A 25,788-nucleotide genomic window follows, 5' to 3' on the forward strand; every position below is an offset into this window, starting at 1 on the left:
GATGCGCTCGCGCCGTGACCTCAACGCTGGAAGAAAGCCTGGAATAAAAGACACTACCATTGAAAGATCGGTACATTTACATTTCAATGATGGCATTTTAGCCAGGCCGTATATAAAGCCTCTTCATAAGCTTTTATGAGGATGTGGTGCCGGTGAGAGGAATCGAACCCCCGACCTTCTCATTACGAATGAGCTGCTCTACCGACTGAGCTACACCGGCGCCATTGCGCATTTTATCGCAAACTGGCGAGTAGTTAAAAACCGCCGCGCAAAATCCGCGCAATGACCTAGCCGCGGAACTCTTCTATGATATCGGTGGAAAGCGCGATCTCGCGCAAGAAGCAGAGCAGCCCCGCCACCAACGAGCCCATGGCGCAGATGAACAGCAGGGAAACGATGCGCGACGGGTTCCAGCCCACTTCCACCGCGGCGAACAAGGTGGCGATCACCACGCAGACGAGCAATGCCGCCAGCGAGGTCAGGATAATGGCGCGATGTATCCAGCGCGAGCGCTTGAGCAGCATGTTCATTTCCACCGATTTCTGCTCATGGCTCCAGCCGCCGGATTCGTGCAACTCACGGAAGCGGTCGACGACGCGGGCCAGGCGCCCCGCCATCACGCCAAGCATGGCGCCGCTCCCGGTGAGCAGGAAAGCGGGCGCCACCGCCAGCTGGATCACGTTGGCGACGCTGGCGACGTTCAGTACGTCAGGCACCGGCAACATCAATGTTTCTCCTTCGGGCCAACCAAACCGATCATGAGCCGCACGACGATATACACCCCCCATGAGAACATGCGCTTGAACACGTGGCGTCGCGACCAGTCTTCAGGCCGTACCTTGACGGACTTTTCCGCAATCGCCTTTTCCAGGTCGGCCTTGAGTTCGGCATTGAAGCTTTTATCCTGCACCATGATATTGGCCTCGCGTGCAAGCATCAGGCTGAACGGGTCAAGATTGGATGAGCCCACGGTAGCCCAGCGGCTGTCAATCACTGCCACTTTGCTGTGCATGAAGCTCGCGCGGTATTCGTAGATCTCGATGCCATGGCGCAGCAGCAGGCCGTAGACCTCGTGCGTGGCGAACATGAGCCAGTATTCCATGCGCCCCTGCAACAGCAGGCGCACGCGCACGCCGCGCCTGGCGGCCTCGATCAGCGCCTGGCGGAATTTCTTGCCCGGGACGAAATAGGCACTGGCGATGATGACGTCCACCCGCGCCTTGCCGATGGCCTTGAGATAGGCCCGCTCGATATCGCGGCGGTGCAGCACGTTATCGCGCACGACGAAAGCCGCGCGCATGCCGTTGGTGATGAACGCCGGCGCCGGCAGGCTGGGATAGGCCGCGACTTCCCGCAAGTGCATCCAGGCCAGGCGCCGCCAGAGCTTGCGCACGCTGGCATGGATGCCCAGCACCAATGGCCCCTCGACGCGGACGGCGTAATCGACGCGGGGCGCGTCGAGATTGCTCGGCACGTTCATGTCGTCGATGATATTGATGCCGCCGACGTAGGCGTGCTGGCCGTCGAACACCGACACCTTGCGGTGCAGGCGCCGCAAGCGGCTACGCTTGAACGACCAGGCCGAAATCTTCGGGCGGTAGAACATGACCTTGATGCCGAAGGCTTCCATCTCCAGCACATATTCCGGCGGCAGCTTGCGGCAGCCGAAGCCGTCAAGCAGGAGGTTGACGGCCACGCCGCGCGCAGCGGCCGCCTTGAGCTTTTCACCGATCATGGCGCCGGTGGCGTCCAGCTCGTAGATATAGGTCTGGATATAGATTTCACGCTGCGCGGCCTCGATGGAAGCCGCCAGTGCGGGGAAGAACTCGGTGCCGTTCCTGAGCAAGGCGATGCGGTTGCCGGACTCCCAGCGCATCATATCCTCGACAGCACGGCCGTCAGCGCCGCATGGTCGGACACCTTCACGAACTGCGGCCCGGCATGAACCTCGACGTGCCGCACATGGAAGCCGCGCACATAGATGCGGTCCAGCCTGAACAAGGGCAGGAAGGACGGGAAGCTGCGCGCAGGCTTGCCGCCGCCGTGATGCTCGAACACTTCATGCAGGTGCAGGCCGTGCACCAGCTCGCGGCCCGCGCTCATGCTCCAGTCGTTGAAATCGCCGGCGATCACCAGTGGCGCGTCCTCCGGCACCATTTCGGCAATGCGGTCGCGCAGGATGCCAATCTGCTTGCGGCGCCAACCCGCGAACAGGCCCAGGTGCACGCAGATGCAGTGCAGCGGCTGATGCCAGCCCGGCACCGCGATCTCGCAATGCAGCAAGCCGCGCTGCTCGCTGTGGTGCGCGGAGATATCGGTGTTCTCGTACTTGACGATGGGGTATTTCGACAGCAGGGCGTTGCCGTGATGCCCGGCGGGATAGACCGAGTTCTTGCCGTAGGCGTAGTCGCTCCAGACCGCATCGGCCAAAAACTCCACCTGCCCGTCCAGCGGCCAGGCGCTGAAGCGGCGGCTGTGCTTGATATGCTGGTCGCGCACTTCCTGCAGGAAGACGATGTCCGCCTGCAGCTTGCGGATCAGTTCGCGTTGCTCGTGCAGCGCAAAACGGGCGTTGAAACTGGTCACGCCCTTGTGGATGTTGAAGGTGGCAATCCGGATGATGCTCTGCAACCTCAACCTTTCATCAGGATGCGTCCAGCATGCGTTGCAAGGTCAGGCGGGCCAGCTCGGCCTCGTGCTCCGGCACCTTGATGCGGTTGACCACGTTGCCTTCCGCGAGGTTTTCCAGCGTCCACGCCAGGTGCTGCGGGTCGATGCGCGCCATGGTGGAGCACTCGCAGATCACGTGCGACATGAACTGCACGATCTTGCCCTGCGGCTTCATCTGCTCGGCCAGGCGGTTCACCAGGTTGAGCTCGGTGCCCACCAGCCAGCGCGTGCCGGCAGGCGCGTCGCTGACGGTTTTCAGGATGTACTCGGTGGAGCCGACGTAATCGGAATTGAGGCACACCTCGAACGGCGATTCCGGGTGCGAGATCACGATGCCGTCGGGATGCTCGGCGCGAAAGCGCGTGATGTTCTGCTCGCGGAACATTTGGTGCACGGCGCAATGGCCCTTCCACAGCAGGATCTTGGCATTCTTGATCTGCTCTTCCGTCAGGCCGCCCATGGGCAGGTCGGGGTCCCACACCGGCATCTGCTCCAGCGGGATGCCCATCTTGTAGCCGGACCAGCGGCCCAGGTTTTGGTCGGGGAAGAACAATACTTTCTCGCGCTGCCTGAAGCCCCATTCGATGATCTTGGTGGCGTTGGTCGAGGTGCAGACGATGCCGCCGTGCTCGCCGCAGAACGCCTTGAGGTCGGCCGCGGAATTGATATAGGTGATCGGCGTGATGGTGGCGTCGAAATCCAGCACCTTGGACAGCTCGCGGCGCGAGCGCTCGACCTTGGCCAGGTTGGCCATGTCCGCCATGGAGCAGCCGGCGGAAAGGTCGGGCAGGATGGAAATCTGCTCGGGGCGCGACAGGATGTCCGCCACCTCGGCCATGAAGTGCACGCCGAGAAACACGATGTACTCGGCGTCTGTCTCACCCGCGAAGCGCGAGAGCTTGAGCGAGTCGCCGGTGTAATCGGCATGGCGGTAGACGCTTTCCTGCTGGTAGTGGTGCCCGAGGATCACCAGCCGGTTGCCGAGCTTTTTCTTGGCGGCAATGATGCGCGCCTGCAGCTCGGCCTCCTGCGTCGCCTGGAAACGCTCAAACTTGATCGGCTCGGCGATCATCGTCTTTGCTGGTCTTTCTGTTGTCTCTACAGTTGCTTGCATGGCTGCTATTTCACAATGTTAAGTTGTTACGTTCACCCAGCTTGCGCAGGGCCTCGACATTTGTCCATGAGAATACACGTTTTGCCGCCTCGCGCCAGTCCACCCACTCGTAAGCCACATGCTCGCGGGGAGCGAGTTGGACAGCGACAGGCTCAGGTAATTCCAAGCCGAATATATGTTCGGTATTTTCCGTCACGCCGGGCGCATAGCGAAAGCGCCAGTGCGGATAGATTTCGTATACGTGCGAGCAGTGCCAATCCAGCAATTTGTAATCCGCCGCATCGAGGCCGGTCTCTTCCCTCACCTCGCGGACTGCCGCATCAATCGGCCGCTCCAGCTCGCCGTTCGGCAATCTTTCCAGGCTGCCGGTCACGGACTGCCAGAAACCGGCCTTGTCCGCACGCTCCATGATGAGCACCTGCAAATCCCGGGTATGCACCAGCACCAAGGCTGAAACCGGCGTCTTGTATACCGGTGGCTGGCTATTCACTAACCGCCCTCGAACTCGCACAAGCTGAACGTCTTGTAACCCAATGCGCGCAATTTCCCCTCGCCGCCCAGGTCAGGCAAGCTGATGATGAATGCACATTCCAGCACATTGCCACCAAGCTTTTCTATCAACACGGCTGCCGCATCCGCAGTGCCTCCCGTGGCAATCAGGTCGTCCAGCAACAATACGTTTTCATTCGGCTCGATGGCATCGCTGTGGATTTCCACCCGGTCGGTGCCATACTCCAATGCATAGTCATGTCCCAGCACGTCCCCGGGCAGCTTGCCCTTCTTGCGCATCGGCACGAAGCCGACGCCGAGCTCGTATGCCACCGCAGCGCCGACAATGAAACCGCGCGACTCTATGCCCACTACCTTATCGATCTTGGCGCCCGCATAGCGAGCCACCAATGCATCGACCACCTGCCGCAAGCCGTCGGCATCCTTGAGCAGCGTGGTGATGTCGCGGAACTGGACGCCGGGCTTGGGATAGTCGGGGATGGTGCGGATGAGCGACTTGATGGTCATTAATCTCTTCCAGGTTACTTCTCGAACCTTGTTTTCAAGGTTTGCCAATATTCCGGCTTTCTATGTAAATGCCCTATTGCAACAACCAAAATTACATCGTCGATTCTTGTATAGATGACACCATAAGGAAAACGCCTTAATTGGCATCGTCTTGTTTTATCAGATATAGCATGCCAAGCCTCAGGATACTGGCAAACTCGATTCAAACCTGCCAACACTTCCACCAAAAAACCTTGCCCCAAATTGGGCGCTTGGGCGTTGTAATAAGCGATAGCCTCATCCAACTCATACCGAGCAGGCTGTAAAAACCTGATCTGCATTTAACGATATTTGGCCAATACCTGGTGCAAATCCAACGCTTGCAATTCACCGTTTTGATATGCAGCCAAACGATTTTCTGCTTCTGATGCCCACAAGGCATCAATTTCAGCATCAGGCTTATCTACTGTCGCCAGCAAAGCATCAATCAACTCGATTTTTTCATTGACGGAGAGCTGGGCCGCTTGCTCAACAATGGCTTTAGTCGCAGTGCTCATACAGAGTGCTCCTTTACTTAATTGCCGCGTGGATAATAGTTACCCACCCTACAAACCTCTGTGGAAAGACGGTCAATCAGCAAGGTAACCGACCAATTCCGCACCGGTCAATACAACAGATTGTGCCAACGGTTCAGCGTGCAGTATTACAACTCATCTTTACTGCATGCAGCAACTATTAGCATCATTCCTCACTCAACCAGCCGTGATGTTTTGCTGCCTGACGCGAATATGCAGCTCGCGTAGTTGTTTCTCATCCACCTCGTTCGGCGCCTTGGTCATCAGGCACTGCGCGCGTTGTGTTTTCGGGAAGGCAATTACGTCGCGGATGGATTCCGCGCCCGCCATCAAGGTCACCAGGCGGTCGAGGCCGAAGGCGAGGCCGCCGTGCGGAGGCGCGCCGTACTGCAATGCGTCGAGCAGGAAGCCGAATTTCTCCTGCGCCTCCTCCTTACTGATCTTGAGCGCGTCGAACACCTTGGACTGCACTTCCTGCTTGTGGATACGTACGGAGCCGCCGCCGACTTCCCAGCCGTTCAGCACCATGTCGTAAGCCTTGGACAAGGCCGCGCCGGGGTTGCTGGTCAGCAGGTCCTCGTGGCCGTCCTTGGGGCTGGTGAACGGATGGTGCAACGCGACCCAGCGGTCGTTTTCCTCGTCGTGCTCGAACATGGGGAAATCCACCACCCACAACGGTGCCCAGGCGCGGCCGTCGACTTGGCCCTTCTCGTGGCCGACCTTGGTACGCAACGCGCCCAATGCCTCGTTCACTACCTTGGCCTTGTCTGCGCCGAAGAAGACGATGTCGCCGCTTTGCGCGCCGGTGCGCTCGATGATGGCCTTGAGCGCGGTTTCATGGATGTTCTTGACGATGGGGCTTTGCAGGCCTTCCTCGTTCAGCTTGCTCGCATCGTTGATCTTGATGTAGGCCAGGCCCTTGGCGCCGTAGATTTTGACGAATTCGGTATAGGCGTCGATCTCGCTGCGGGACAATGCGGCGCCGTTAGGCACGCGGATGGCCGCCACGCGGCCGCCTGCGGAATTGGCCGCGCCGGCGAACACCTTGAAGTCGACGTCCTTCATGACGTCGGTCAGCTCGGTGATTTCCAGCGTCACGCGCATGTCCGGCTTGTCGGAGCCGTAGCGGTTCATCGCCTCGGAGAACGGCATGCGCGGGAACGGGTTGGGCAGGTCGATATCCTGCACCTGTTTGAACATGGTGCGGATCATGCCTTCGACGATGGACATGATCTCTTCTTCATTGAGGAAGGAAGTCTCGATATCCACCTGGGTGAATTCCGGCTGGCGGTCGGCGCGCAGGTCTTCGTCGCGGAAGCACTTGGTGATCTGGAAGTAGCGGTCGAAGCCGGACACCATGAGCAATTGCTTGAACAATTGCGGCGATTGCGGCAAGGCGAAGAACTGGCCGTGGTGCACGCGCGAAGGCACGAGGTAGTCGCGCGCGCCTTCCGGTGTGGAACGGGTCAGCATCGGCGTCTCGACCTCGATGAAACCCTGGCTGTCGAGCTGGTCGCGCAATACCTTGGCGACGCGGTAGCGCAACATGAGGTTCTTCTGCATCGCAGGACGGCGCAGGTCGATGTAACGGTGCTCCAGACGCACCATCTCGGACAGGTTGTCGTCGTCGAGCATGAACGGCGGCGTGAGCGACGGATTGAGAATCTCGATCTCGCTCGCCAACATCTCGACTTCGCCGGTCGGGATATTGAGGTTGACGGTGCCTTCGGGACGGGCGCGCACCTTGCACACCACCTTGAGCACGAACTCGTTACGCACGCTCTCGGCCAGCTTGAAAGCCTCCGGCGTATCCGGATCAATGACGATTTGCGCCATGCCTTCGCGGTCGCGCAAATCGATGAAGATCACGCCGCCATGGTCGCGGCGGCGGTGTGCCCAGCCACAGAGGGTGACGGTCTGGCCAATGTGTTCACGGTTCAGGTGACCGCAGTAATGAGTACGCATAACGGTTTTCTTGTAGGCTATAACTTAAAGGTTGAAAGTCAAGGCTTGGCTTTGCCGGCTGGCGCCACCACCCCCATGGAAATGATGTATTTCAGCGCTTCGTCCACGCTCATGTCGAGCTCTACCACGTCCGCCCTGGGCATCATGAGGAAAAAGCCGGAAGTCGGGTTGGGCGTCGTCGGCACGTAAACGCTCACATACTCGCCTTGCAGGTAGTTCGCCACGTCGCCGCCAGGCTGCCCCGTAAGGAAGCCGATGGTCCAACTTCCCTGGCGCGGGTATTGCACCAGCAATGCCTTGCGGAACGCCTGGCCCGAATCGGAAAACAGGGTGTCGGATACCTGCTTGACGCTGTAGTAGATGGACTTGACCACCGGCACGCGGGCCAGCAAGGCTTCCCAGAACTGGATGATGCGGCGGCCGAAGAAATTGGTGGCGATCAGGCCGGTGACGAACACGATCAGCAGGGTCAGAATGGCGCCGATGCCGGGGATGGCCCGGCCGAATTGCGCCTCGGGACGCCAGGACTCCGGCAACAGCAGCAGGCTCTGGTCCATCAGGCCGATCAAGGTGCTCAGTACCCAGATGGTAATGCACAGCGGCACCAGCACTAGCAGGCCGGTAATAAAATAACTTTTCATGGCAGCTCTAATGTAAACGCAAACGCGTCAATGGCAGGCACAGCCTGCGCCACAGGCGGCGGGCGCTGGCTCGTCGGATTTTTTCGCAGGGCTGCTTCCCTTGAAGTCGGTCGCATACCATCCCGTGCCGCTCAGCTGGAAACTCGGCGCGGATACCTGTTTTTCGAAGGTTTCCTTTGCGCATGCCGGACATGCCGTGGTGCCGGCCTCGCTGACCTTGCGCATGAGTTCGGCCTTGTGGCCGCAACTGGTGCATTGATAATCGTAAATAGGCATCGCAACAATCCCCGTAAAAATGAAATTATACCCGAATGCGAGTTGGCTAAGATATGGGAGCTTTGCATCGTAGTTTCAAGGCATTCGCTGAGGGCCAGATGTATTGTCGGGAAAATCCAGCTGGCAGCCTGCGCTTTAGTCACTTGGTCAGCCTCTTTCATTCACGACATCTTCACAATATTGCAACATCGTTGCGCAACCATGTTGCACCCAATTATAATGGCGCACATTGTGCTTTCCTCACAGATTGCAATCCTGCAAATCCATACTCTTAAGACCATGACAAATCAAATCCATGCCAGGCGCCTGCTGCCTGCCTTGCTTGCCATTGCCTGCAACAGCCATGCCGAAACCGCGGAGGAACCCGCCCAGCTGGAGGAAATCACGGTCAAGGCGGCCAGCACCAGGAACAAGGCCAACGAGTATTACCAGAAAGATGCCGGCGGCTCCACGCGTACCGATACGCCGCTGCAGGAAACCTCGCAATCCGTGAAGATCATCTCGCGCCAAGTACTCGACGACATGCACGCTACACGGTTGGACGATACCTTCGACCTCGTGAGCGGCGTCAGCCGCCAGAACAATTTTGGCGGGCTATGGGACAACTTCGCCATCCGCGGTTTCGCCGGACATGAAAACAACGGTCCCGCCATGCTGCGCAACGGCTTCGCCGGCAACCGCGGCTTCAACCCGCCGCGCGATACCGCCAATACCGAGCGCGTAGAGTTCCTCAAGGGGCCGGCCGCCGCGCTTTACGGTAACAGCGAACCAGGCGGCACGCTCAACGTGGTCACCAAGAAGCCTCAGTTCAAATCCAGCAATTCAGCAGAGGTCTACGCAGGCAGCTACGACACTTACCGCACCTCGATCGACTCCACCGGCCCGGTTACCGAGAACCTGGCCTACCGTATGATCGTGGCGGCAGAGGATAAAGGCAGTTTCAGGGACTACATTGACAGCGAGCGCTTGCTGGTCGCGCCGTCCCTCACCTGGCTGGTCGGCCCTGCGACCACCATCAACTACGAACTTGAATACCTCAAGCACCGCACGCCTTTCGACCGCGGCATCGCCCTGCGCGACCGCAACGGAAACCGCCTGCACAATGTCAAGCATAACCGCTTCCTGGGCGAACCTGGCACAGGCGACACCACGATGGAGGCCTACACCCACCAGCTATCGCTGGAGCATGAATTTTCCGCACAATGGCGTAGCCGGATTGGGGTGACATACAAAGACAATCAAACATCAGGGGATGCTGTAGAACAGCTATCCCCACTTAGCAGAGTCTCACCCAATGGCGACATTGAACGCCGACTACGTGGTCGTGAATTTGATTCCGATGACCTGATGCTGCAGGCGGACCTTAACGGCAAATTCAACACCGGCAGATTTAGTCATGATTTTCTGGTGGGAGTAGAGGCATATCGCTTTAATCAACAACAAACGCAATGGGGTAGAAGCGCCAATTTCATCAATATTTACAATCCAATATATGGCGCAACTCCACTAGGGCCAATGACTCGACTATCAGACTTCAAAGAGCAACAGACAGACATTGCATTGTTTATGCAAGATCAGATTAGCCTGACAGACAAATGGAAACTCATGGGTGGGGTGCGTTTTGACTCATTTCGCCAGCAAGTCGATACACTTATTGGCAATACACAAACCAAGCAAGATCACTTTGTCAGCTCACCACGCGTTGGCCTGACATATGTCGTTAATCCGGAAGTATCGCTATACACCTCATTCAGTCGCTCATTCAGACCAAATTCCGGGGTAGATGCTGCAAACAACGCATTTGACCCAGAACGCAGCCGTGCCTTTGAAGTCGGCCTGAAATATCAATCAGCCGATCAACGCATAGGTAGCGGCATTTCTCTGTTTGACATTACCAAACAAAATGTACTGACATTTGACCCCAGCAACCCATCAGGCGTTAACGCCCAGATCGCAGCAGGCGAAGTACGCAGCAGGGGCTTAGAATTTGACCTGAGTGGGCAACTCACTCAACATATTCGTGCCATTGCAAGTTATGCGTACACGGATGCCTATCTTGGCAAAGATGTCCCGTTAAGCGCAACCACTTCTATTGCATCCGGTTCGCGCCTTTCCAATATCCCCAAGCATTCCGCCAATGCCTTGCTCATGCACGAGCGCACATTGGCGAATGGCGGAAAATTGGGCTTGGGCGGCGGATTCAGCTATGTCGGCAAGCGCGCCGACAGCCCGGAAGATATTTTCGAACTGCCGTCCTACGTCACGGTACGTTTAATGACGTATTGGCAATTCAATGAAAAACTGCGACTCTCTTTCGACATCACCAACTTGTTCGACCGCGAATATTACTCCAGCTCCTACAACAGCAACTGGGTGATGCCGGGTACGCCGCGCATGATGACCCTAGGGTTGCAAGCCAGATTCTAGGGCGGAGCAAGCCAAGTTTTAAATAAAAAGCAAACGATGTTTTTATATTCCATACGCAGGCGCTTGCTGTCGACGGCGATGCTGAGCCTGTCATTGCTAGTCGCCCCCGCCTTGACGGCCGCCGACAATGCGGCAAAGCGCAGCCTGAGCATTGTCGGCCCCTGGGAGGTCAGCACGCTTGAGCCGTCGCGCTCGGGCTATCTTTTCCTGCGCATGCAGGTAGCGGAAGCCTTGGTGGGCACCGACCTTGAAGGCAAGGCTGCGCCCGGGCTCGCAGAGCGCTGGGAGATGTCGCCCGACGGGTTGCAGTGGCGCTTCCTCCTGCGGCCCGAAGCGCGTTTTCACGACGGTAGCCCGGTCACGGCCGAGAGCGTCGCCATGAACCTGCAACGCGCGCTCAGCCAGCCCGGTGTGCTCGCCATGGCGCCCATCGCCAGCATCAGCGCAGCTATGCCAGGGGAAATCAAGATCGCGCTTTCCAAGCCCTATGCCATGCTGCCCATGCTGCTCGCGCACAGCAGCGCCATCATCCTCGCCCCCGCCGCCTATAACGAAAAAGGCCAGGTGCGCCGCATGCTAGGCAGCGGCCCTTACCAGCTCGTGCGGCAGACCCTGCCGCAGCAGTTCGAGCTTGCATTGTCGCCCCACTGGCGAGGCAGGCAGCCCGCCATCCGGCACATCCATTACCTGTCGGTCAGCCGCCCCGAAACGCGCGCCCTGATTGCGGAATCTCACCAGGCAGACCTGGTGTTCGGCTTCGACCCGGCCAGTACACAACGCTTGCGCCACAATCCCAAGGTGGTGATGAAAGAGGCCGACCTCGCCCGCACCGTCACGCTCAAGCTCAATAGCGGCCACCGCTTCCTCAACAATGTGGAAACACGCCAGGCCTTGAGCCTGGCCATCAACCGCGCAGGCATTGCCAAGGGTATCCTGCGCACGCCCGAACTCGCGGCGGACCAGCTCCTGCCGCCCAGCATCACACAATGGCACCAGGCCGGGCCGGACTTCCCCCGGCTGCATACCGACCTGGCGCAGGCAAAAAAACTGCTGGGCGCCCAGGGCTGGCGACCCGGTACGGACGGCATCCTGCAACGGAACGGGGAGCGCTTCTCCCTAGCGCTGACCACGCTCCCGGACCGGCCCGAACTTCCCATCATCGCCACCGCACTGCAAGACCAGTTCCGCAAGCTCGGCATCGAGGTCAAGGTGATTGTCACGAATTCCAGCGAGATCCCGCTCGGGCACCGCACCGGCAAGCTGGAGATGGGACTGGTGCCGCGCAACTTTGCCCTGGTGCCGGACCCGTTCGTCACCTTGAACCAGGATTTCAAGCACGGCGGCGGGGACTGGGGCGCCATGAATTGGCAGGACGGCGAAGTGCCCGCCCTGCTCGAGAAAATCGCCAGCGAGACGGAACCGGACGCCCAGGCGCGCTACCGCCACGACATCATGCTGGCGCTGCAACAGGAACTGCCGGTGATTCCCGTCACCTGGTACCGCCTGCCTGTGGCAGTGCATCCGCAATTGCAGGGAGTCAAGGTCGACCCCCTGGAGCAATCCTATTACATCAGCGATATGGTCTGGTCAGCCCAATAAATCATGCTCAACATCATCAGCCGTCTGTTGTTCCGCCGCTGCCTGCAAGCCGTGATCGTCGCGCTGCTGGTCAGCACCGTATCTTTCTTCCTCATGCACAGCCTCTCGGGCGACCTGGCGTTTCGCATAGCCGCAGGGCGCTACGGCTACGACATGGTCACCGCCGCCGCGGCCGACGCAGTACGGGCCGAGCTGGGACTGGACCGGCCGTTGCTGCAAGGCCTGCTGCTCTGGTGGCAGCAACTGCTGCAATTCGACCTCGGCGACTCCTACCTCACCAGCGCGCCCGTCATCGAGGAAATCCGCGAGCAATTCGGCCATACCCTGCAGCTCGCCCTCAGCGCGCTCGCTCTATCCATCGCGATTGCATTGCCTGTCGGCCTGGTCGCAGGACTCAACCCGCACGGCTGGCTGGACCGGGTATCTCTCGCGCTCTCCATCATCCTGCGCGCGTTTCCGCCATTCCTGCTCGGCATCCTGCTGATCCTGTTGCTATCGAGCAAACTCGGCATCACCAACGCAGCCAACGCCAGCCATGAACATGGCGGACTGCTGCTGCCTGCCCTCACGCTGGCCTTAGGGCTTGCCGCTGTTTCATCGCGCGTGGCGCGCGATGCGATGGTGGAAGTGCGTAGATCGGCCTATTTCAATTTCGCGCGCACCAAGGGCCTGAGCGACCTGCTGGCGCTGCTGCGCCATGGCGTGCGCAATGCCGCAGTGCCGGTGATCGCCTACCTGGGCGTGCAACTGGTGTTCCTCATGGAAGGCGTGATCATCATCGAGAGCCTGTTCGCCTGGCCCGGCATCGGCCATGCGCTCGCCCACGCGGTATTCGGCCGCGACATCCCCATGATCCAGGGCACCGCCATCGTCATGGGCCTGCTGTTCGTGCTGTGCAATACGCTGGTGGACATCGCCTGCCTGGTGGCCGACCCGCGCCAGCGTTACCTGGTCACCAGGAGGGCTGACGCATGATTAGCTGGTGGCAAAGCCTGACCTTCGCCCGCCGCAGCGGCGCGATCCTGCTGGCGCTGATCGTATTGGCCGCGCTGTTCGGCCCTGCCCTGGCCACAGACCCGGTTTCGCAGGACCTTGACCGGGTATTGCGCTCCCCCAGCCTGGAACAGCCGCTGGGCACCGACCACCTCGGCCGCAGCATGCTGGCCCGCCTGGTGCACGCCTTGCAGCTCTCGTTCAGCCTTGCCTTGCTTTCCGTGCTTTCCGCCGCCGCCATCGGCATCAGCCTGGGCTTGCTTGCCGCCTGGCGCGGCGGCGCACTCGAAGCCGTGCTCACCAGCATTGCCGATGCGGTCATGACCCTGCCGGTGCTGCTGGTCGTGCTGCTGTTTTCCGCCTTCGCCCAGGGCGAGTTCTGGTCGCTGTACGTCGGCTTGTCGTTTGCGCTGTGGGTGGAATATTTCCGCGTCAGCCGCGCCACGATCAAGGCCACGCTGGTCAGCGCTCCGGTCGAATCCGCGCGCATGCTGGGCTTCGGCAATCTCTATCTGTTGCGGCGGCATTTGCTGCCTGAACTCGCGCCCGTCGTCGGTACACTGATGCTGTTCGGCATTTCCACTGCGATTCTCGCGCTCGCCGCGCTGGGCTTTGTCGGCGTCGGCCTGCGCCCGCCCACGCCGGAGCTTGGCGTCATGATGATAGAACTGTTCCCTTACTACGAAGAAGCCCCCTGGCTGATCGCGAGCCCGGTCGTCACGCTGGGCCTGATCATGCTCGCGCTGGCATTGCTGGGCGGACGCAAGGAGTTGCCATGAGTGCGCCGGAATTGAAAGTCCAGGACCTAGCCGTCAGGGACGGCAAAGGCAGTTGGCTGGTGCAGCCGTGCAGCTTCACCTTGAAACCCGGCGTTGCCTTGTCCATCATCGGAGGCAGCGGTTCGGGCAAATCGCTGCTGGTGCAGGCCATCATGGGCTCTCTCGCTCCCGGCCTCAGGGCTAGCGGGGAAATCCGCCTGGGCAATGCGGCTTCAAGGGCGGAAGACGCTGCAGGCCGCCGCCCGTGGTGGGGCCACACCCTGGCGATGCTGCCGCAGGAGCCTTGGCTGGCGCTCAACCCCAACATGCGCGCGGGCAAGCAGGTGGCCGAGTCTTACCGCTATGTCAGCTACGCACATATGGGCATGGCGCAAGCTAAAACGCAAGCCAGCGCAGACCTGGACCAGCTTGGCGTCGCTGCCGCGGACGGGAAATATCCCTTCATGCTCTCCGGCGGCATGGCGCAACGCGTCGCGTTCGCCGCCACGCGCGCAGGCGGCGCGCAGGTCGTGATCGTGGACGAGCCCACCAAGGGCCTGGACGCCGATGCGCGCGACAACCTGCTCACCGTATTGCAATCGGTATTGCAGAACGGCGGCAGCGTGCTCACGATCACGCACGACATGCACGTGGCCCAGGTGCTCGGCGGCGACATCATGGTGATGCGCGACAGCAATGTGCTGGAACAAGGCCCTGCGCAGCAGGTACTGGAAAACCCGCAGCATGAATACACCCGCGCCCTGCTCGCCGCCGACCCCGAACACTGGCCCCCAGCAACCCCAGGCCAAGGAACAGGCAAGACCATTCTGCAAGCCCGCGGGCTGGGCAAGCGCTACGGCGCACATACGTTATTCAGCGGCGTTGACCTGGAAATCCACGCGGGCGAACGCATCGCCATCAGCGGCCCGAGCGGCGCGGGCAAGACCACGCTGGGCAATATGCTGCTGGGCCTGGTGCCCCCGGACCAGGGCAGCATCACGATTGCACCAGGGCTCAATCCACTCAAGCTGCAAAAGCTTTACCAGGATCCGGTTTCGGCATTCGCGCCGCGCTTGACGCTCAAGCAGGCATTTGACGACATCATCCGCCTGCACAAACTCGACCCGGCCACGCTTCCTCGATTACTGGCAAGGCTCAAGCTGGATGAAGCACTGCTGCGCCGTCTGCCGAGCCAGGTTTCCGGTGGGGAGCTGCAGCGGCTGGCGTTGGCGCGCATATTGTTGCTCTCGCCCGCGCTGATCTTTGCCGACGAACCGACTTCGCGCCTGGACCCCATCAGCCAGCAGGAGACCATGGATTTATTGCTGGAGATGGCAGCCGCCAATGAAACGGCAATTCTCCTCGTCACCCACGACAGGATGCTGGCGGGCAGGACCATGCAACGCCAGATCGCCATCCAGCATGCCTGAACGCACATCCCTTTCCAGGGACGGCGCCAGCCATTGCATGGCTGCGGCATATCGGGTGAACAGCTTCTGAGCATAGAACCCGCGGTTGCCGGCAATGACCTCGTACAGCCGGACGCCCGCCGCCTTGGCGGAGTAATCCAGGTAAACCAGGGCCACGCGGTAATGCAGGGGCACCCCGAGCTTCAGGTTGAGGTCCGGCAAGCCGGAAGTTTCCGCAAAGCTCAGGCTGAACCCCACGTCGCGCAGGTCAAGCACAATGCCGGTCGTCCTGCGTACGGACATCTCGGCCAGAACAGCCTGCACCATCGCCCGGTATTCGAGCAGCCGCATGACGCCGGACAACGTCGCGCGGCTGACATGCAGCTGTTCCAGATACTCTAGCTCTAACCTCACCCTCCGTCCTGGCCTGCCTTACATCGTGCCGATGACGTTGATGAAGAAGCCACGGCTGCGGTACGAGAGGTTGGTCAGGTCGTCCGAGTAGTTGGTGAAGTTGTAGCCCACGCCTGCCTTGACGCCTTCCGCCATATGCCGGTAGATCGCGACCAATGCGCCGGCGCGCGAGTCCTTGGCCTCGGTTGCACGCAGGTTGCGCAGCTCGAGCACCGCATCCCATTCCTTCACGAAGTGCCAGTCGGCGCGCACGATCATCAGGTCGGCCCGGCTGGAGAACCATTGGCCGTCCACCTTGCTGTCCTTCAGCTCGCCGATGCGGAAAGCGTACTTGGCGCCCAGCGACAGCCACGGCTTGACGTCGTAGATGGTGTCGATGGACAGCACCTGGCTGCGCTGCGCGTAATCCGCAGTGAAGCCGGAAGGCGACAACTGGCCGGGCGACGGCAGGTTGTAGAAGTTGGTGTACTTGAACAAGGTGTTCCAGCGGTCGTTGTCGATCGGCCTGTAAGCAGCCCCCGTCACGATCTCATGGTAGTCGCCATCGTAGAATGCGCCCTGGCTGTTGTTGGAGACCGACCAGTTGAGCTTGCCGAGCAGGCGCCACTCCGGCGTGGCCTGGTGGCCGAAGGTATTGCGGATCAGCCAGGTGTCGCGGTCGCCCGTGGTGTTGCTGCTCTCGTCGCGGTATTCGATATTGCCGCTGTACTTGGTGTTGTCGCGCTTGTAGGCGATGGAGAAGCTCACCGCCTTGCGCTTGAGGTCGCCGGACAACGGATGCGATACCTTGCCCACTTCGCCCTTGACGCCATAGTTCCAGAAATCGTTGGCGGCATAATCCAGGCCGAAGGCGTTGACCAGGCTTTGCACCCCGGAACCGTCCACGGTGCGCGTTTCGCCAAACACGCGCATCTCGTCGGTGACGCGGTAGGAAGTCCCCGTGACCCAGCTGCCCTGGCGGCCGCGCCAGGCATTGTCCGGGCGCTCGTTCTCGACCAGGTAGTTGGTATAGGCGTTGCTGCGGTCAGACAGGCGGTAATCCGCGCCTATCTTCACGCCAGGGCCCAGGTTGCCTTGCGAGCCTTCCGCGATGAGCTTGAGGCGGTCGTTCACGCGCCAGCTCATCCCCATGCCGGCGCGGTTGTTGTCCTCGCGCTCGCCGTCGCGCGCCACCGTGCCCTGCAGGTAGCCGTAAGCGCTCCAGTCCTTCTTGGGCAAGGGTTCGCCTTCCTGCACCTCGGCTTCATGGTCGTCGGGCGTGTAGTCCATGCGCACTTGCACGTCGGTACGGTTGCCGTTGCGCGACAGCAGGCTGCTGGCATTGGTGACATGCACGTTCCTGTCGTCCTGCCGCACGGCGACGCCCGCCTGCCATTCGGAGTTGAGCTTCTGCCGCACGCCGACTTCCACCGCCTGGGTGTCTATGGTGTCCGCGCGCCGGACATCGCCCTTGGCATCGATGAAGGTGTTGTCGGTCACCTGCACATTGGCCTTGAAGCCATGTTGGTCGACCGCCTCGCCGGTGGTGGTGATCTGGCCCGGGCCCGAGAAGCCGCGCTCGCGGTTCTGTACGTAAGCGGTTACTTTACCCCTGGCTTTGTCGGTCACGTCCGCCAGGTCGACCGAGCCTTCGATGCGATAGGCCTTGGCCGGCTCGCCGTTGGTCGTGAGGCTGTTGAATGCGAAACCGCCGTCCAGGGAAGTCTGCGCGCCGTCGCCCGCGCCTTCGGAATGCGCCGCCTCCAGCTTGATGAAGGTGCCAGGCGTATAGCGGACGGTGGCGTCCAGGCCGTTGAGCTTCTGCTCCAGCATTCCCTGGCCTTGCTTGAAGCCGGTGATGCCGATCTGCAGGTAGTCGTTCACCCAATGCGAGACGCGCCCGCCGGTGGAGAAATTATCCACCCTGGTCAGGCCCGGCACATACTCGTAATTCGCCACCAGGTAGATTTCGTTGCCGTTGATCGAGGCGGTGCTGATGAGCGTCGAAGCCGCGCCGGTCGAGGTCAGCGCCTCGCGCAGCACCACCCGCCCTTGCAGGTAGTTGATCTCATAATCCTGCGCAGGCGCCAGCAGCTTGCGTTCGATCACCAGGCCGGAGTCGCGGTCGCGCACTTCCACCCAGATGCGCTCGGAACCCATGGTGAGGGCCTGGTGCCGCAGGTAGTACAGCGACCCGCCGGTGCCGCGGAACTCGTCGCGCGCGCCCAGGGTGCCCGGGTCGGCGGCAAACGCGTCTACCGTCGTCGCCTTCTCGCCGTACTTGGTGGTGCTGTCGGAACGGTACTTGGCGTTCGCTCCATACAGGCCGCGCGAGTATTGCAGCAACTCGGTGCCGCTCCAGCTGGTCTTGAAGTTGCCCCACATCACATGGGAGTCGCCGCGCGCCAGCTTGACGTAGAACTTGCCCTGGGTAGGCGCATCGTCCACCGTCGTGCTGTCGTCGCCATAGACCGGGTAATACAGGTCGGGGTTGATGTTGCGCAGCAGGTAGCGCGGGTCCTTGGAAGAAAAATTGGAGAACAGGTGCTCCAACGGCTGTTCGCGCGTATCCGCGGAGGCAGTCAGCAAATACTCACCCTTCACCTTGCCCTTGACGTAGAAGGCGCCGCGACCGTCGATATGGCTGGAACCGTCGTAATGCTGGTTATCGCCGGTCACCAATTGCGCCGGGCCGCGGACATTGTTCTTGCCCGCGGTGATGTCGCCGATCGCGATATAGAACCAGTCGTCGTCGGCAATATTGAGGTTGCGGCGGAAGCTGGTGAACTCGCCATCCGGCTCCACCAGCTTGACCTCCACGCTGTTCGGCCCGGGCGGCATGATCTGCTTGATGGCAAAGCGGCCATTGGCATCCACGGGCACGTTGAGCCCCAGGGTCTCGATACGCTGGCCCGGCTGGATATAACGGCCATTGACGGTCACTGTGCCGCCCTTGACCGGGATATTGCGCAGGCTCAGGCTGTTCTCGCCGTAGCCGATCAATTCCTCCTTGCCCGGCTGCAGGTCGTTCCCTAGACGTGGCGTGGCATGCGAGAGTATCTCCAGCGGCTTCATCACGGTTTCATCGAAGCGCCCTTGTTCGTCGTACACGCGCAGCAGGAACATCACCTGGTCGGCGTCATCGACCTTGGCCTGCCATTTGGTCACGCCGTTCCAATCCACCGGCAGCACGGCTAATGGGTTCTCTTGCGGTTGCTGGCCGGGCTTGAACAGGCGGATCTCCGCCTTCTTGATCCACGGCAGGTAGTTGGCCCAGGCGCGGAACTCGGCCTCTTCGCCGCGCACCACGCCATTGGTCGTCTGCCAGACGTTCATCTGCGGCAGGGTGGAAAGATTATCGTAGCGCACCTGGATATCGGCCTTTTCCAGCGCCACGTCTGTGCAGCGCTGCCTATCCGCTTCCAGCGGGCCGTCATCCAGGTTGACCGGCTCGCCGTCGATGCTGATGCGGAAAGGCGCTCCCGCCCTCGCCACGGACGTGGCTTCGCAAGCGCTGCGTACAGGCGGCACAACGGCCACCGGTTCCGCCGGCACAATCTCCTGCTCGTCGAACCAGACGCGGATGATCACGCGGCGGTTCTGCGCCATGCCTTCAGGCGTATCGTTGCCGGCAACCGGCTGGCTTTCGCCATGGCCGCTGATGCTGAACTGGCTATCGTCCAGTCCCAGCTTCTGTTTGAGGAAAGCCGCCACGGAAAGCGACCTTGCCTCGGACAAGCCCTGGTTGTCGCGGAAAATCTTCTTTGCATTCGGCGACAAGCGTTGGCTGTCCGTATGCCCAGCAATATCGATGCGCACGCCTTGCTTGCCTTGCAATTGCGCGGCCAGTGCCTCCAGTTCGGCGATCGAATTGCGGGTCAGGTCCGCCTTGCCGGACTCGAATTGGGCGGCGCCGTTGTTTTCCACCAGCCGGGTGAACACCTGGGGTTCTGCCTGCGGCACATTGGCCGCGGCGGCCCGCATACGCTCCAATGCGCTGCTGGTGATGCCGGAAGGCAACGGATAGCTGGTTGGGCCCTGCCTTTCAGCGGGCGACGGCATGCCATGGAAATCCACGCGACCATGGTCGATGCGCTTGCCGGTTTCCTGCTCGAAATCGGGAACAGGCATATCGCGCGTCGGCAACATAGCTGCCGCATAACCCCGGTCGCTGATCAGCAATGATTCCGCATTGGCCCCGCTCACCATCACGCTGATGGCGATAGCAATCGCTCGCTTCTTCATCATGGCTTGTCCTCCACTGCCGTCTCGATGATCAGCGGGAAGGCTGCCTCATCCTTATTGTTTTTATGCGTCTCTTTCCAGAGCTTGCGCGCAGCCTTGGCAACGCCATCCAGGCGTTTCTTGGCGAGCTTCTCCCCTCCACCGCCCGAATCGTAGGCCACCCTCAATACCGAGGGACGGCCGTCCAGTTGCTTGACCATGTCGGCGAATGCCTGCTGCCATTGCGGTTGCAGGTCAGTGCCGCCGGGCGCGAAGGCCTCGTCATTCAGGTCCAGGCGGACCACGCGGTGCACGGTCGCGCCGAAGTTCAGCTTGACCATCTTGCCTCGCGTCACGCGCACATCGCGCGGGTTCTCGGTCGTCACGCGGTAGCCGGAAGGCAGGGTGCGCTCGTCCAGCTTCATGACGAAGTTGGCCCCGCGATCCATATTGGGAATGTCCGCGCAGGTGACGTGGAAGCGGCCCTCGGCATCGGTAGTGACCAGCAGGCCGCGCGCAGTGACCACGCGGACATTGGGAATGCCCGACTCGCCCTGGTCCTGGTAGCCGTTGGCGTTCTTGTCGTCGAAGACTTTGCCGATGATGTCGGAACAATCGAAGGTCGGGTCTGGCGTGACCTTGACCGTGGCGGAACCGATATTGGAAACCAGGGTGCTGACCAAGGCGTTCTTCGCCCAGGCCTGGTTGGTGTATTCCCCCTCTCCCACACCGGTACCCACCACCAGGATCAACTTGAATGTCTTGGTTTCGCCGGCACTGAATGTTTGATTCGCCCAAGCCAGGTCGCGGCCGTTCACCTCTGGCTCGATGCGTACACCGTTCACCGATGCAGAGCCGGTACGGTACTTGAAGCCGGGCGGCAGCCGGTCGGTAATGGTGATGTTGTTGATTGCCACCGAGCTGGTCGCCGTCACGGTGTAGGGCACGAGGTCCCCACGCACCACGTTCACCAGGGGCGTGGTCTTCGTGATGCGGATAATGCCGCCCAGCACCGGGTCCAGGGGAATATGGTTGTTGAGCAGTTCGGCCGATGTCGCAGGGTCGATCAGGAGATTGAAGTAGTAGCGTGTGCCGCCGCCCGCGCCGCCCAGGGCGAACGAACCGTCGCCGGTGGTTGGGGAGCAGGTAGCCGGGTCATGCGGGCCTATCCCCTCTGCGGGCGGAACGCCGTTTTGCTGTACCAGCGCCGGATCAGGGGTCGCACCCACCTGCAGGGTCGCGTTACAGACCGGGATCATGCTGGACGGCTGCGGGATATAACCCGACGGATACTGGGTCACTTCCAGGGTGTACAGTCCCGCAGGCGCGTTCTGGTTGAGCAGGAACTGGTAGGTACCATCGGTCCCGGTAGTCTGCGTGGCATTGCCGTTCACGAGGTGCGCGGCCGGGGTGAACCCGGGCGGACCGCTGATGGTGACCGTGGCGCCGGCCACCGGCTGGCGGGTCACGGCGTCATACACTCTGCCCGCAGGGTCAAGCGGCAAGCTCTGCTCCACCAGGTTGTCGCCAGCGGAAAGCGTGATACCGCTGAGGGTGCCATCGACATTGCTGGCCCCACCAGGGTTGGCCGGGCTAGTCACTCCGGGATCAAACGGCAGGCCACGCTCGTTCGGGCGGGCAAAGCCATAGACAAGGCCGGTCACCGGATGGCGGAAACGCACCTGATAGCCGGAGCCAGGCGGAAGGTTGGTGAAATTGTAGAAGCCATTGGCGTCAGTCACGGTGCTGGCAACCTGCGTACCATTGCGCAGCAGCTCGACCGTCCATCCGGGCTGCGGCACGTCAGCCGCATCCGGGCTGGTGCTGTTGAACTCCCTGTCATGGTTGCCGTCCAGCCATACGTGGCCGCTGAGGCTTGCCAAGGCGCCAGGCGCCGATGTTTCGCCGAAGTCGTAACCCGTGGCAGATTGCGTCAACACAATCCCAGTGAAGGTATCCGTGCCGGCATTCAGCACCGTGCCGGACGCCCCTTGCGACGAGCCAGCGCTGCCGACCCTGTCCTTGCCATCGGTATAACCGGCCGGCTGGGCCTGCACTACCGTGTAGCCAGCGCCATTCGAAGGCGGCAAACCGGTGAAGACATAGGTGCCGTCCGCATTGGTCTGCACGGTGCGGCTTACCGGCGTGCCGTCCGACGCCGTACCGGTGAGCGTGACGGTAACGCCGCCGATGCCGGTTTCCCCCGCCCCGTTCCAGGCGCCGTCGTCATTGATGTCGATATAGACCCGTCCTCCCAGGCTCAGGTTGTTGGACGGGATATCGTCGCGCACGCTGGTGGCTTCGGCCTCGGTATTGTTGGCCTGGTTGGAGTCGGTTTCGTTGGCGGACACCCCGGCCACGCTGTTGTATACGTCGCCGCTGGCCGCAGGGACGCTCAGCATGCGCACGCTGAGGTAGCGGTTGCGCGCCTCGCCATTGGCAAGGCTGGCGGCTTCACCTGTGTAGGTGCAAGTGACGGTGAGCGTATTGGGGCCGGTGACTTCGCTGCCGATGTTGTTGCAGATGCTGCCCGCAGGCGGCCCCATGGCGGCGCTGTCGCCGAGGAAGCGCGCGGTCTTGCCCGCGGGAGGCGTGATGCTGTAGGTGAACTTGAGCCCGGTGGCAAGCGAAGGGCCGCTGTTCACCATGTTGATAGTGTAGATCACGTCATTCTGCGGGTTGTCGCCGCCGTTGCTGGGGTCGTAGCCGAGCGGATCGACATTGTCGATATTGTTGACCAGCAGGTCCACCGACGCAGCCTGCACGATGAATTGGGCGGTCTGGCTGTTGTTGCCGCCGTCCGTGCCATCGACCCTTTCAGGCGTATCGGTGCTGATGCGCGCGGTATTGTCGATGTTCCACGTCTGGCCGCTGACCTGCCCGCTCTTCCAGTTGGGGCGCACGACGATGTTTACCGTGCGGGCCACCGCCCTGCCCAGGGAACCGACCTGGCAGGCAAGGGTATGGGTGCCTGCCCCGTAACTCTGCCCCACGGTCAGGCCGCTGCAACCCGACACGCCGGTGCTGGGGGTGACCGACACCACCGTGAAGCCGGGGTCGCCCGGCGCAACGACGAACTCATCCGTGACGGTGACATTCTGTGCCGCATCCGTACCGTTGTTCCTGAACGAGAGCGTATAGCTGACATTGGTGCCAGCCTCGCCTTGCGCGGGCGTCACCACCTTGGAGACCATCTCCACGTCGGCGAGCGGCATGATCCGTACAGGCGTCGAACCAGTGTTGTTCGCCCCGTTGGTATCGCCCTGCGTCGTGGATCTCACCGCAGCGGTATTGCTGCCGTCGAAAGCCTGCAGATCGCGCGAGACCGGCACGGTGAAGGCTACGGTGCCATTGGGCGGCAATGTGCCCGCACTCTGCGTGCAGCGCAGCGTGCCGTTGTCCATGACGCAGTTGAAGGCAACGGAAGGGTCTGACGGGTTAATAGTAACGTTAGCAGCTACGTTCGGCGTATTGCAGCCGGTCGCGGCGCAATATCCCGGGATAGGGTCGCTCACCACGATATTCTGGGCGCCCACGCTAGCGCTGTGGTTGGTCACGACCAGGGTATAGGTCATGGCGCTTTCATTGGCATCCAGGATATGGTCGCCATTAGGCGTGGTGACACTCTTGGCAATGCCGAGGTCCACCGAGTTGTTCTCGCTGGAGATCGTGACGTTGGCATTGACCGTTGTCGGGCCGGGATACCAGCATGCCGGCACCACAGCCTCGCAACTCAGCGCGGCTGTATTTGTCGCTACGATATCGACGTCGCCCGCCTTGGTGACGACCTGCAGCGCAGGCGCATTCTCCCCTGCCGCCAGCTCAGGCCCATACCGGCATGTCACCGTACTGGCTGCGGGATCCAGGGTATTCCCTCCCCCAGACCCAGCCGGCGAGCAAGACCAGCCGTTACCGCTGTAACTGACAAACGTCTCGTTGGCGGTATTGATCGTGTCGGTCACGATGATGGTATTGGCAGGCGCCGGCCCGTTGCCGGCGTTACCCACGCGGATGGTGCTGGTCATGTTCTGACCTGCCGCCACCGGCCCGGGAGAACGCTCCTTGCTGACCGTGGGGCCCGGGCCTTCCGGCTTCACGTTGAACGGTTCTGTCGAGCTGTCGTTGCCAGGGTTGGGATCGGCCGGGCCGCCAGGCAGGTGGGCAATGGTTGCCGTCCCGGAATAATTTTGCAGTCCGGCGACTACGGGGGCGGTGGCGACAATGGTAATGTCGTTCACGGTACCGTTGGGGTAGTTGCCCGAATGCTCACAAGTGACGACCTGCCCGGCGGGCGGCGCGCATGACCAGCCAGCGGGCGCGTTTGACGACACGTAAGTGAATCCCGCCGGCAGGGTGTAGCTAGCCGTCACGCCGCCGCTTGCGTCGCTGGGCCCGCTGTTGGTGGGCTGCATGGTAAAGGTCACATTTCCGCCCGAAGTCGCGGAAACCGGATTGGGGGCGATTTGCGGAATCGACAGATCGGCACCCGCATTCACCAGTACGCTGGCGGCAGGCGGCGTGTTGTTGTCCGGGAACGGATCACCGACCGGGGCGCTGATCGTCGGCGTGACCGAGACATTGCCGGTACCCACCCCATTCACCGCAGTGACGATGTTGAGTCCTGCAAATGTTGCGCCGCCGGCAAGCGGCGTGCTCCTGGTGCATGTCACGACCTGCCCCGAAGCCGTACAGCTAAATCCGTCGCCGCCGCTGCCGGCGGGAACAAAGGTCAAGGTGCCTGGCAGGGTCATGGTGATGGTGGAGTTGGGGGCATCGTTCGGGCCCGCATTCTGCCCGTTCACGCTCCATGTGACGTTGCCGCCGGCCGCCACCGGATCCGGCGCGCCGGAAACGCTGGTGATCTGCATGTCCGCGCCGTTCTGGACGGTAGTGTTCTGGGTACCGGCGTTGTCACCGAGGTTGGTATCGGTACTGGAGGTCGCCACGGTGGCCGTGATACCAAAGGTATTCGTTGCCACGGTGGTTCTCAGCGTGAGCACCACGGTGGAAGAACCGTTGGGCGGCATGGGAGCGTTCAGGGTACACACCACAGGATCGGGCGCGGTGACGCTTCCCGCTGCCGGGCAAGTGCCACCGGTCATGGTCGCGCCCTGGTAGAGCGTTGTAAGCGGCAGCGGTATTGTCAGGGTGACGTCGTTGGCTGGATCGGCGCTGTCGTTGTTGTTCAAGGGAATGGTATAAACGACGTCGCCGCCGCGGAACACGGGATCTGGCGTATCGGTGATGCCGCTGACCAGCACATTGGCGGCAAAGGCAGGCACGGCTCCCAACGCCACCACGGAAAACACCAATGCCTGCAATGGAACTTGCCATTTTTTCGGCGCCGCTTTTGCGAACTTTTGCAGCACTCCATGCCAGACTCCGCCATTTATCCTGCGGCATATTGAATTCTTGATTTGCACAACGCTCTCCCAACAACTTGTCATTTCTGTTGCTTTGCCTTGTCGATTCACGACCCCTTTAAGGCTGGGAGAATTTATCTTTATTTAAATCAAGGATCATTGACATTTACTCACAACAACTCACAAAATCTCATGAGCTGTTTCAGTAAATAAATCAGCTGGTAATGGCAGGAATCCATGCCTGATGCGGCATTTAAAAGATCAAGAAAAGACTGGCGGGATGTGAGGGTAAATTGTCAACAATAGACAATTAGCCAGGATGGACTATTCCGGCAAGGCCGGAAGCAGGACGAAGGAAGTGTTTAAGAGCGGCCAACAAAACTCA

The 25,788-nt window shown here is 61.0% G+C and carries 19 protein-coding genes and 1 tRNA gene; 5 read left to right on the forward strand and 15 right to left on the reverse strand.

The features are described 5' to 3' along the window. Positions 1–144: 144 nt before the first annotated feature. The 12 genes from ACWXTG_RS08970 to ACWXTG_RS09025 all read right to left on the reverse strand — a co-directional run bounded on the left by ACWXTG_RS08970 (position 145) and on the right by ACWXTG_RS09025 (position 8,237). Positions 145–220, reverse strand: a tRNA-Thr gene (locus ACWXTG_RS08970). A gap of 67 nt (positions 221–287) precedes the next feature. After that, positions 288–725, reverse strand: coding sequence for a DUF2721 domain-containing protein (locus ACWXTG_RS08975; RefSeq protein WP_309566089.1), 438 nt, complete (start codon positions 723–725; stop codon positions 288–290). After that, positions 725–1,876 carry a cardiolipin synthase ClsB gene (gene clsB / locus ACWXTG_RS08980; protein WP_309566430.1) on the reverse strand — a complete coding sequence of 384 codons (1,152 nt, stop codon included), beginning with the start codon at positions 1,874–1,876 and terminating at the stop codon, positions 725–727. The genes ACWXTG_RS08975 and clsB overlap by 1 nt, the downstream gene beginning before the upstream one ends. Continuing rightward, the gene (locus tag ACWXTG_RS08985) at positions 1,876–2,631 is read right to left on the reverse strand and encodes an endonuclease/exonuclease/phosphatase family protein (RefSeq protein ID WP_309566087.1); all 756 of its coding nucleotides are present in this window, start codon (positions 2,629–2,631) and stop codon (positions 1,876–1,878) included. The genes clsB and ACWXTG_RS08985 overlap by 1 nt, the downstream gene beginning before the upstream one ends. A gap of 13 nt (positions 2,632–2,644) precedes the next feature. Beyond that, complete coding sequence (nadA, locus tag ACWXTG_RS08990; RefSeq protein ID WP_309566085.1) at positions 2,645–3,742, reverse strand: quinolinate synthase NadA; 1,098 nt, start codon at positions 3,740–3,742, stop codon at positions 2,645–2,647. A 52-nt stretch (positions 3,743–3,794) separates the two neighbouring features. Beyond that, positions 3,795–4,274: a dihydroneopterin triphosphate diphosphatase gene (nudB, locus tag ACWXTG_RS08995; RefSeq protein WP_309566084.1), complete on the reverse strand. Its 480-nt coding sequence runs from the start codon at positions 4,272–4,274 to the stop codon at positions 3,795–3,797. Continuing rightward, entirely contained in the window at positions 4,274–4,801 is a 528-nt protein-coding gene (locus ACWXTG_RS09000; protein ID WP_309566083.1) for an adenine phosphoribosyltransferase, read from the reverse strand. The genes nudB and ACWXTG_RS09000 overlap by 1 nt, the downstream gene beginning before the upstream one ends. A gap of 14 nt (positions 4,802–4,815) precedes the next feature. Beyond that, positions 4,816–5,121 carry a type II toxin-antitoxin system RelE/ParE family toxin gene (locus tag ACWXTG_RS09005; protein WP_309566081.1) on the reverse strand — a complete coding sequence of 102 codons (306 nt, stop codon included), beginning with the start codon at positions 5,119–5,121 and terminating at the stop codon, positions 4,816–4,818. After that, positions 5,122–5,337, reverse strand: coding sequence for an addiction module protein (locus ACWXTG_RS09010; RefSeq protein WP_309566079.1), 216 nt, complete (start codon positions 5,335–5,337; stop codon positions 5,122–5,124). A gap of 195 nt (positions 5,338–5,532) precedes the next feature. Beyond that, on the reverse strand, positions 5,533–7,320 hold the full coding sequence (aspS, locus tag ACWXTG_RS09015; protein ID WP_309566077.1) for an aspartate--tRNA ligase: 1,788 nt from the start codon (positions 7,318–7,320) through the stop codon (positions 5,533–5,535). Between the two features lie 38 nt (positions 7,321–7,358). Continuing rightward, positions 7,359–7,961, reverse strand: a complete 603-nt coding sequence (locus ACWXTG_RS09020) for a DUF502 domain-containing protein (RefSeq protein WP_309566076.1) — start codon at positions 7,959–7,961, stop codon at positions 7,359–7,361. 27 nt (positions 7,962–7,988) lie between these two features. Beyond that, positions 7,989–8,237: an FmdB family zinc ribbon protein gene (locus ACWXTG_RS09025; protein ID WP_309566075.1), complete on the reverse strand. Its 249-nt coding sequence runs from the start codon at positions 8,235–8,237 to the stop codon at positions 7,989–7,991. A 42-nt stretch (positions 8,238–8,279) separates the two neighbouring features. Between ACWXTG_RS09025 and ACWXTG_RS09030 the strand changes: the two genes are divergently transcribed. From ACWXTG_RS09030 to ACWXTG_RS09050, 5 genes are read left to right on the forward strand one after another with little or no spacing between them, the layout of a single operon-like run. Beyond that, the gene (locus ACWXTG_RS09030; protein WP_480219650.1) at positions 8,280–10,664 is read left to right on the forward strand and encodes a TonB-dependent siderophore receptor; all 2,385 of its coding nucleotides are present in this window, start codon (positions 8,280–8,282) and stop codon (positions 10,662–10,664) included. Between the two features lie 36 nt (positions 10,665–10,700). Next, positions 10,701–12,263, forward strand: a complete 1,563-nt coding sequence (locus ACWXTG_RS09035; protein WP_480219651.1) for an ABC transporter substrate-binding protein — start codon at positions 10,701–10,703, stop codon at positions 12,261–12,263. 3 nt (positions 12,264–12,266) lie between these two features. Further along, positions 12,267–13,238 (forward strand): ABC transporter permease, encoded by a 972-nt coding sequence (locus ACWXTG_RS09040; protein ID WP_480219652.1) that lies wholly within the window; start codon positions 12,267–12,269, stop codon positions 13,236–13,238. Continuing rightward, positions 13,235–14,035: an ABC transporter permease gene (locus ACWXTG_RS09045; protein ID WP_480219653.1), complete on the forward strand. Its 801-nt coding sequence runs from the start codon at positions 13,235–13,237 to the stop codon at positions 14,033–14,035. Before ACWXTG_RS09040 ends, ACWXTG_RS09045 begins: the two co-directional genes overlap by 4 nt. After that, positions 14,032–15,444, forward strand: a complete 1,413-nt coding sequence (locus ACWXTG_RS09050) for an ABC transporter ATP-binding protein (protein WP_480219654.1) — start codon at positions 14,032–14,034, stop codon at positions 15,442–15,444. Before ACWXTG_RS09045 ends, ACWXTG_RS09050 begins: the two co-directional genes overlap by 4 nt. Here the strand turns inward: ACWXTG_RS09050 and ACWXTG_RS09055 are convergent. The 3 genes from ACWXTG_RS09055 to ACWXTG_RS09065 are packed head-to-tail and all read right to left on the reverse strand — an operon-like array spanning position 15,334 to position 25,409. Beyond that, complete coding sequence (locus ACWXTG_RS09055; RefSeq protein ID WP_480219655.1) at positions 15,334–15,837, reverse strand: hypothetical protein; 504 nt, start codon at positions 15,835–15,837, stop codon at positions 15,334–15,336. The two genes, ACWXTG_RS09050 and ACWXTG_RS09055, sit on opposite strands and share 111 nt — an antisense overlap. A gap of 18 nt (positions 15,838–15,855) precedes the next feature. After that, a complete protein-coding gene (locus ACWXTG_RS09060) occupies positions 15,856–20,064 on the reverse strand; it encodes an OmpA family protein (RefSeq protein WP_480219656.1) in 4,209 nt (1,402 codons plus the stop codon). After that, positions 20,061–25,409, reverse strand: coding sequence for an SdrD B-like domain-containing protein (locus ACWXTG_RS09065; RefSeq protein WP_480219657.1), 5,349 nt, complete (start codon positions 25,407–25,409; stop codon positions 20,061–20,063). The genes ACWXTG_RS09060 and ACWXTG_RS09065 overlap by 4 nt, the downstream gene beginning before the upstream one ends. Between the last annotated feature and the right edge of the window lie 379 nt (positions 25,410–25,788).

Source organism: Methylobacillus sp. DLP286 (genome assembly GCF_056636515.1).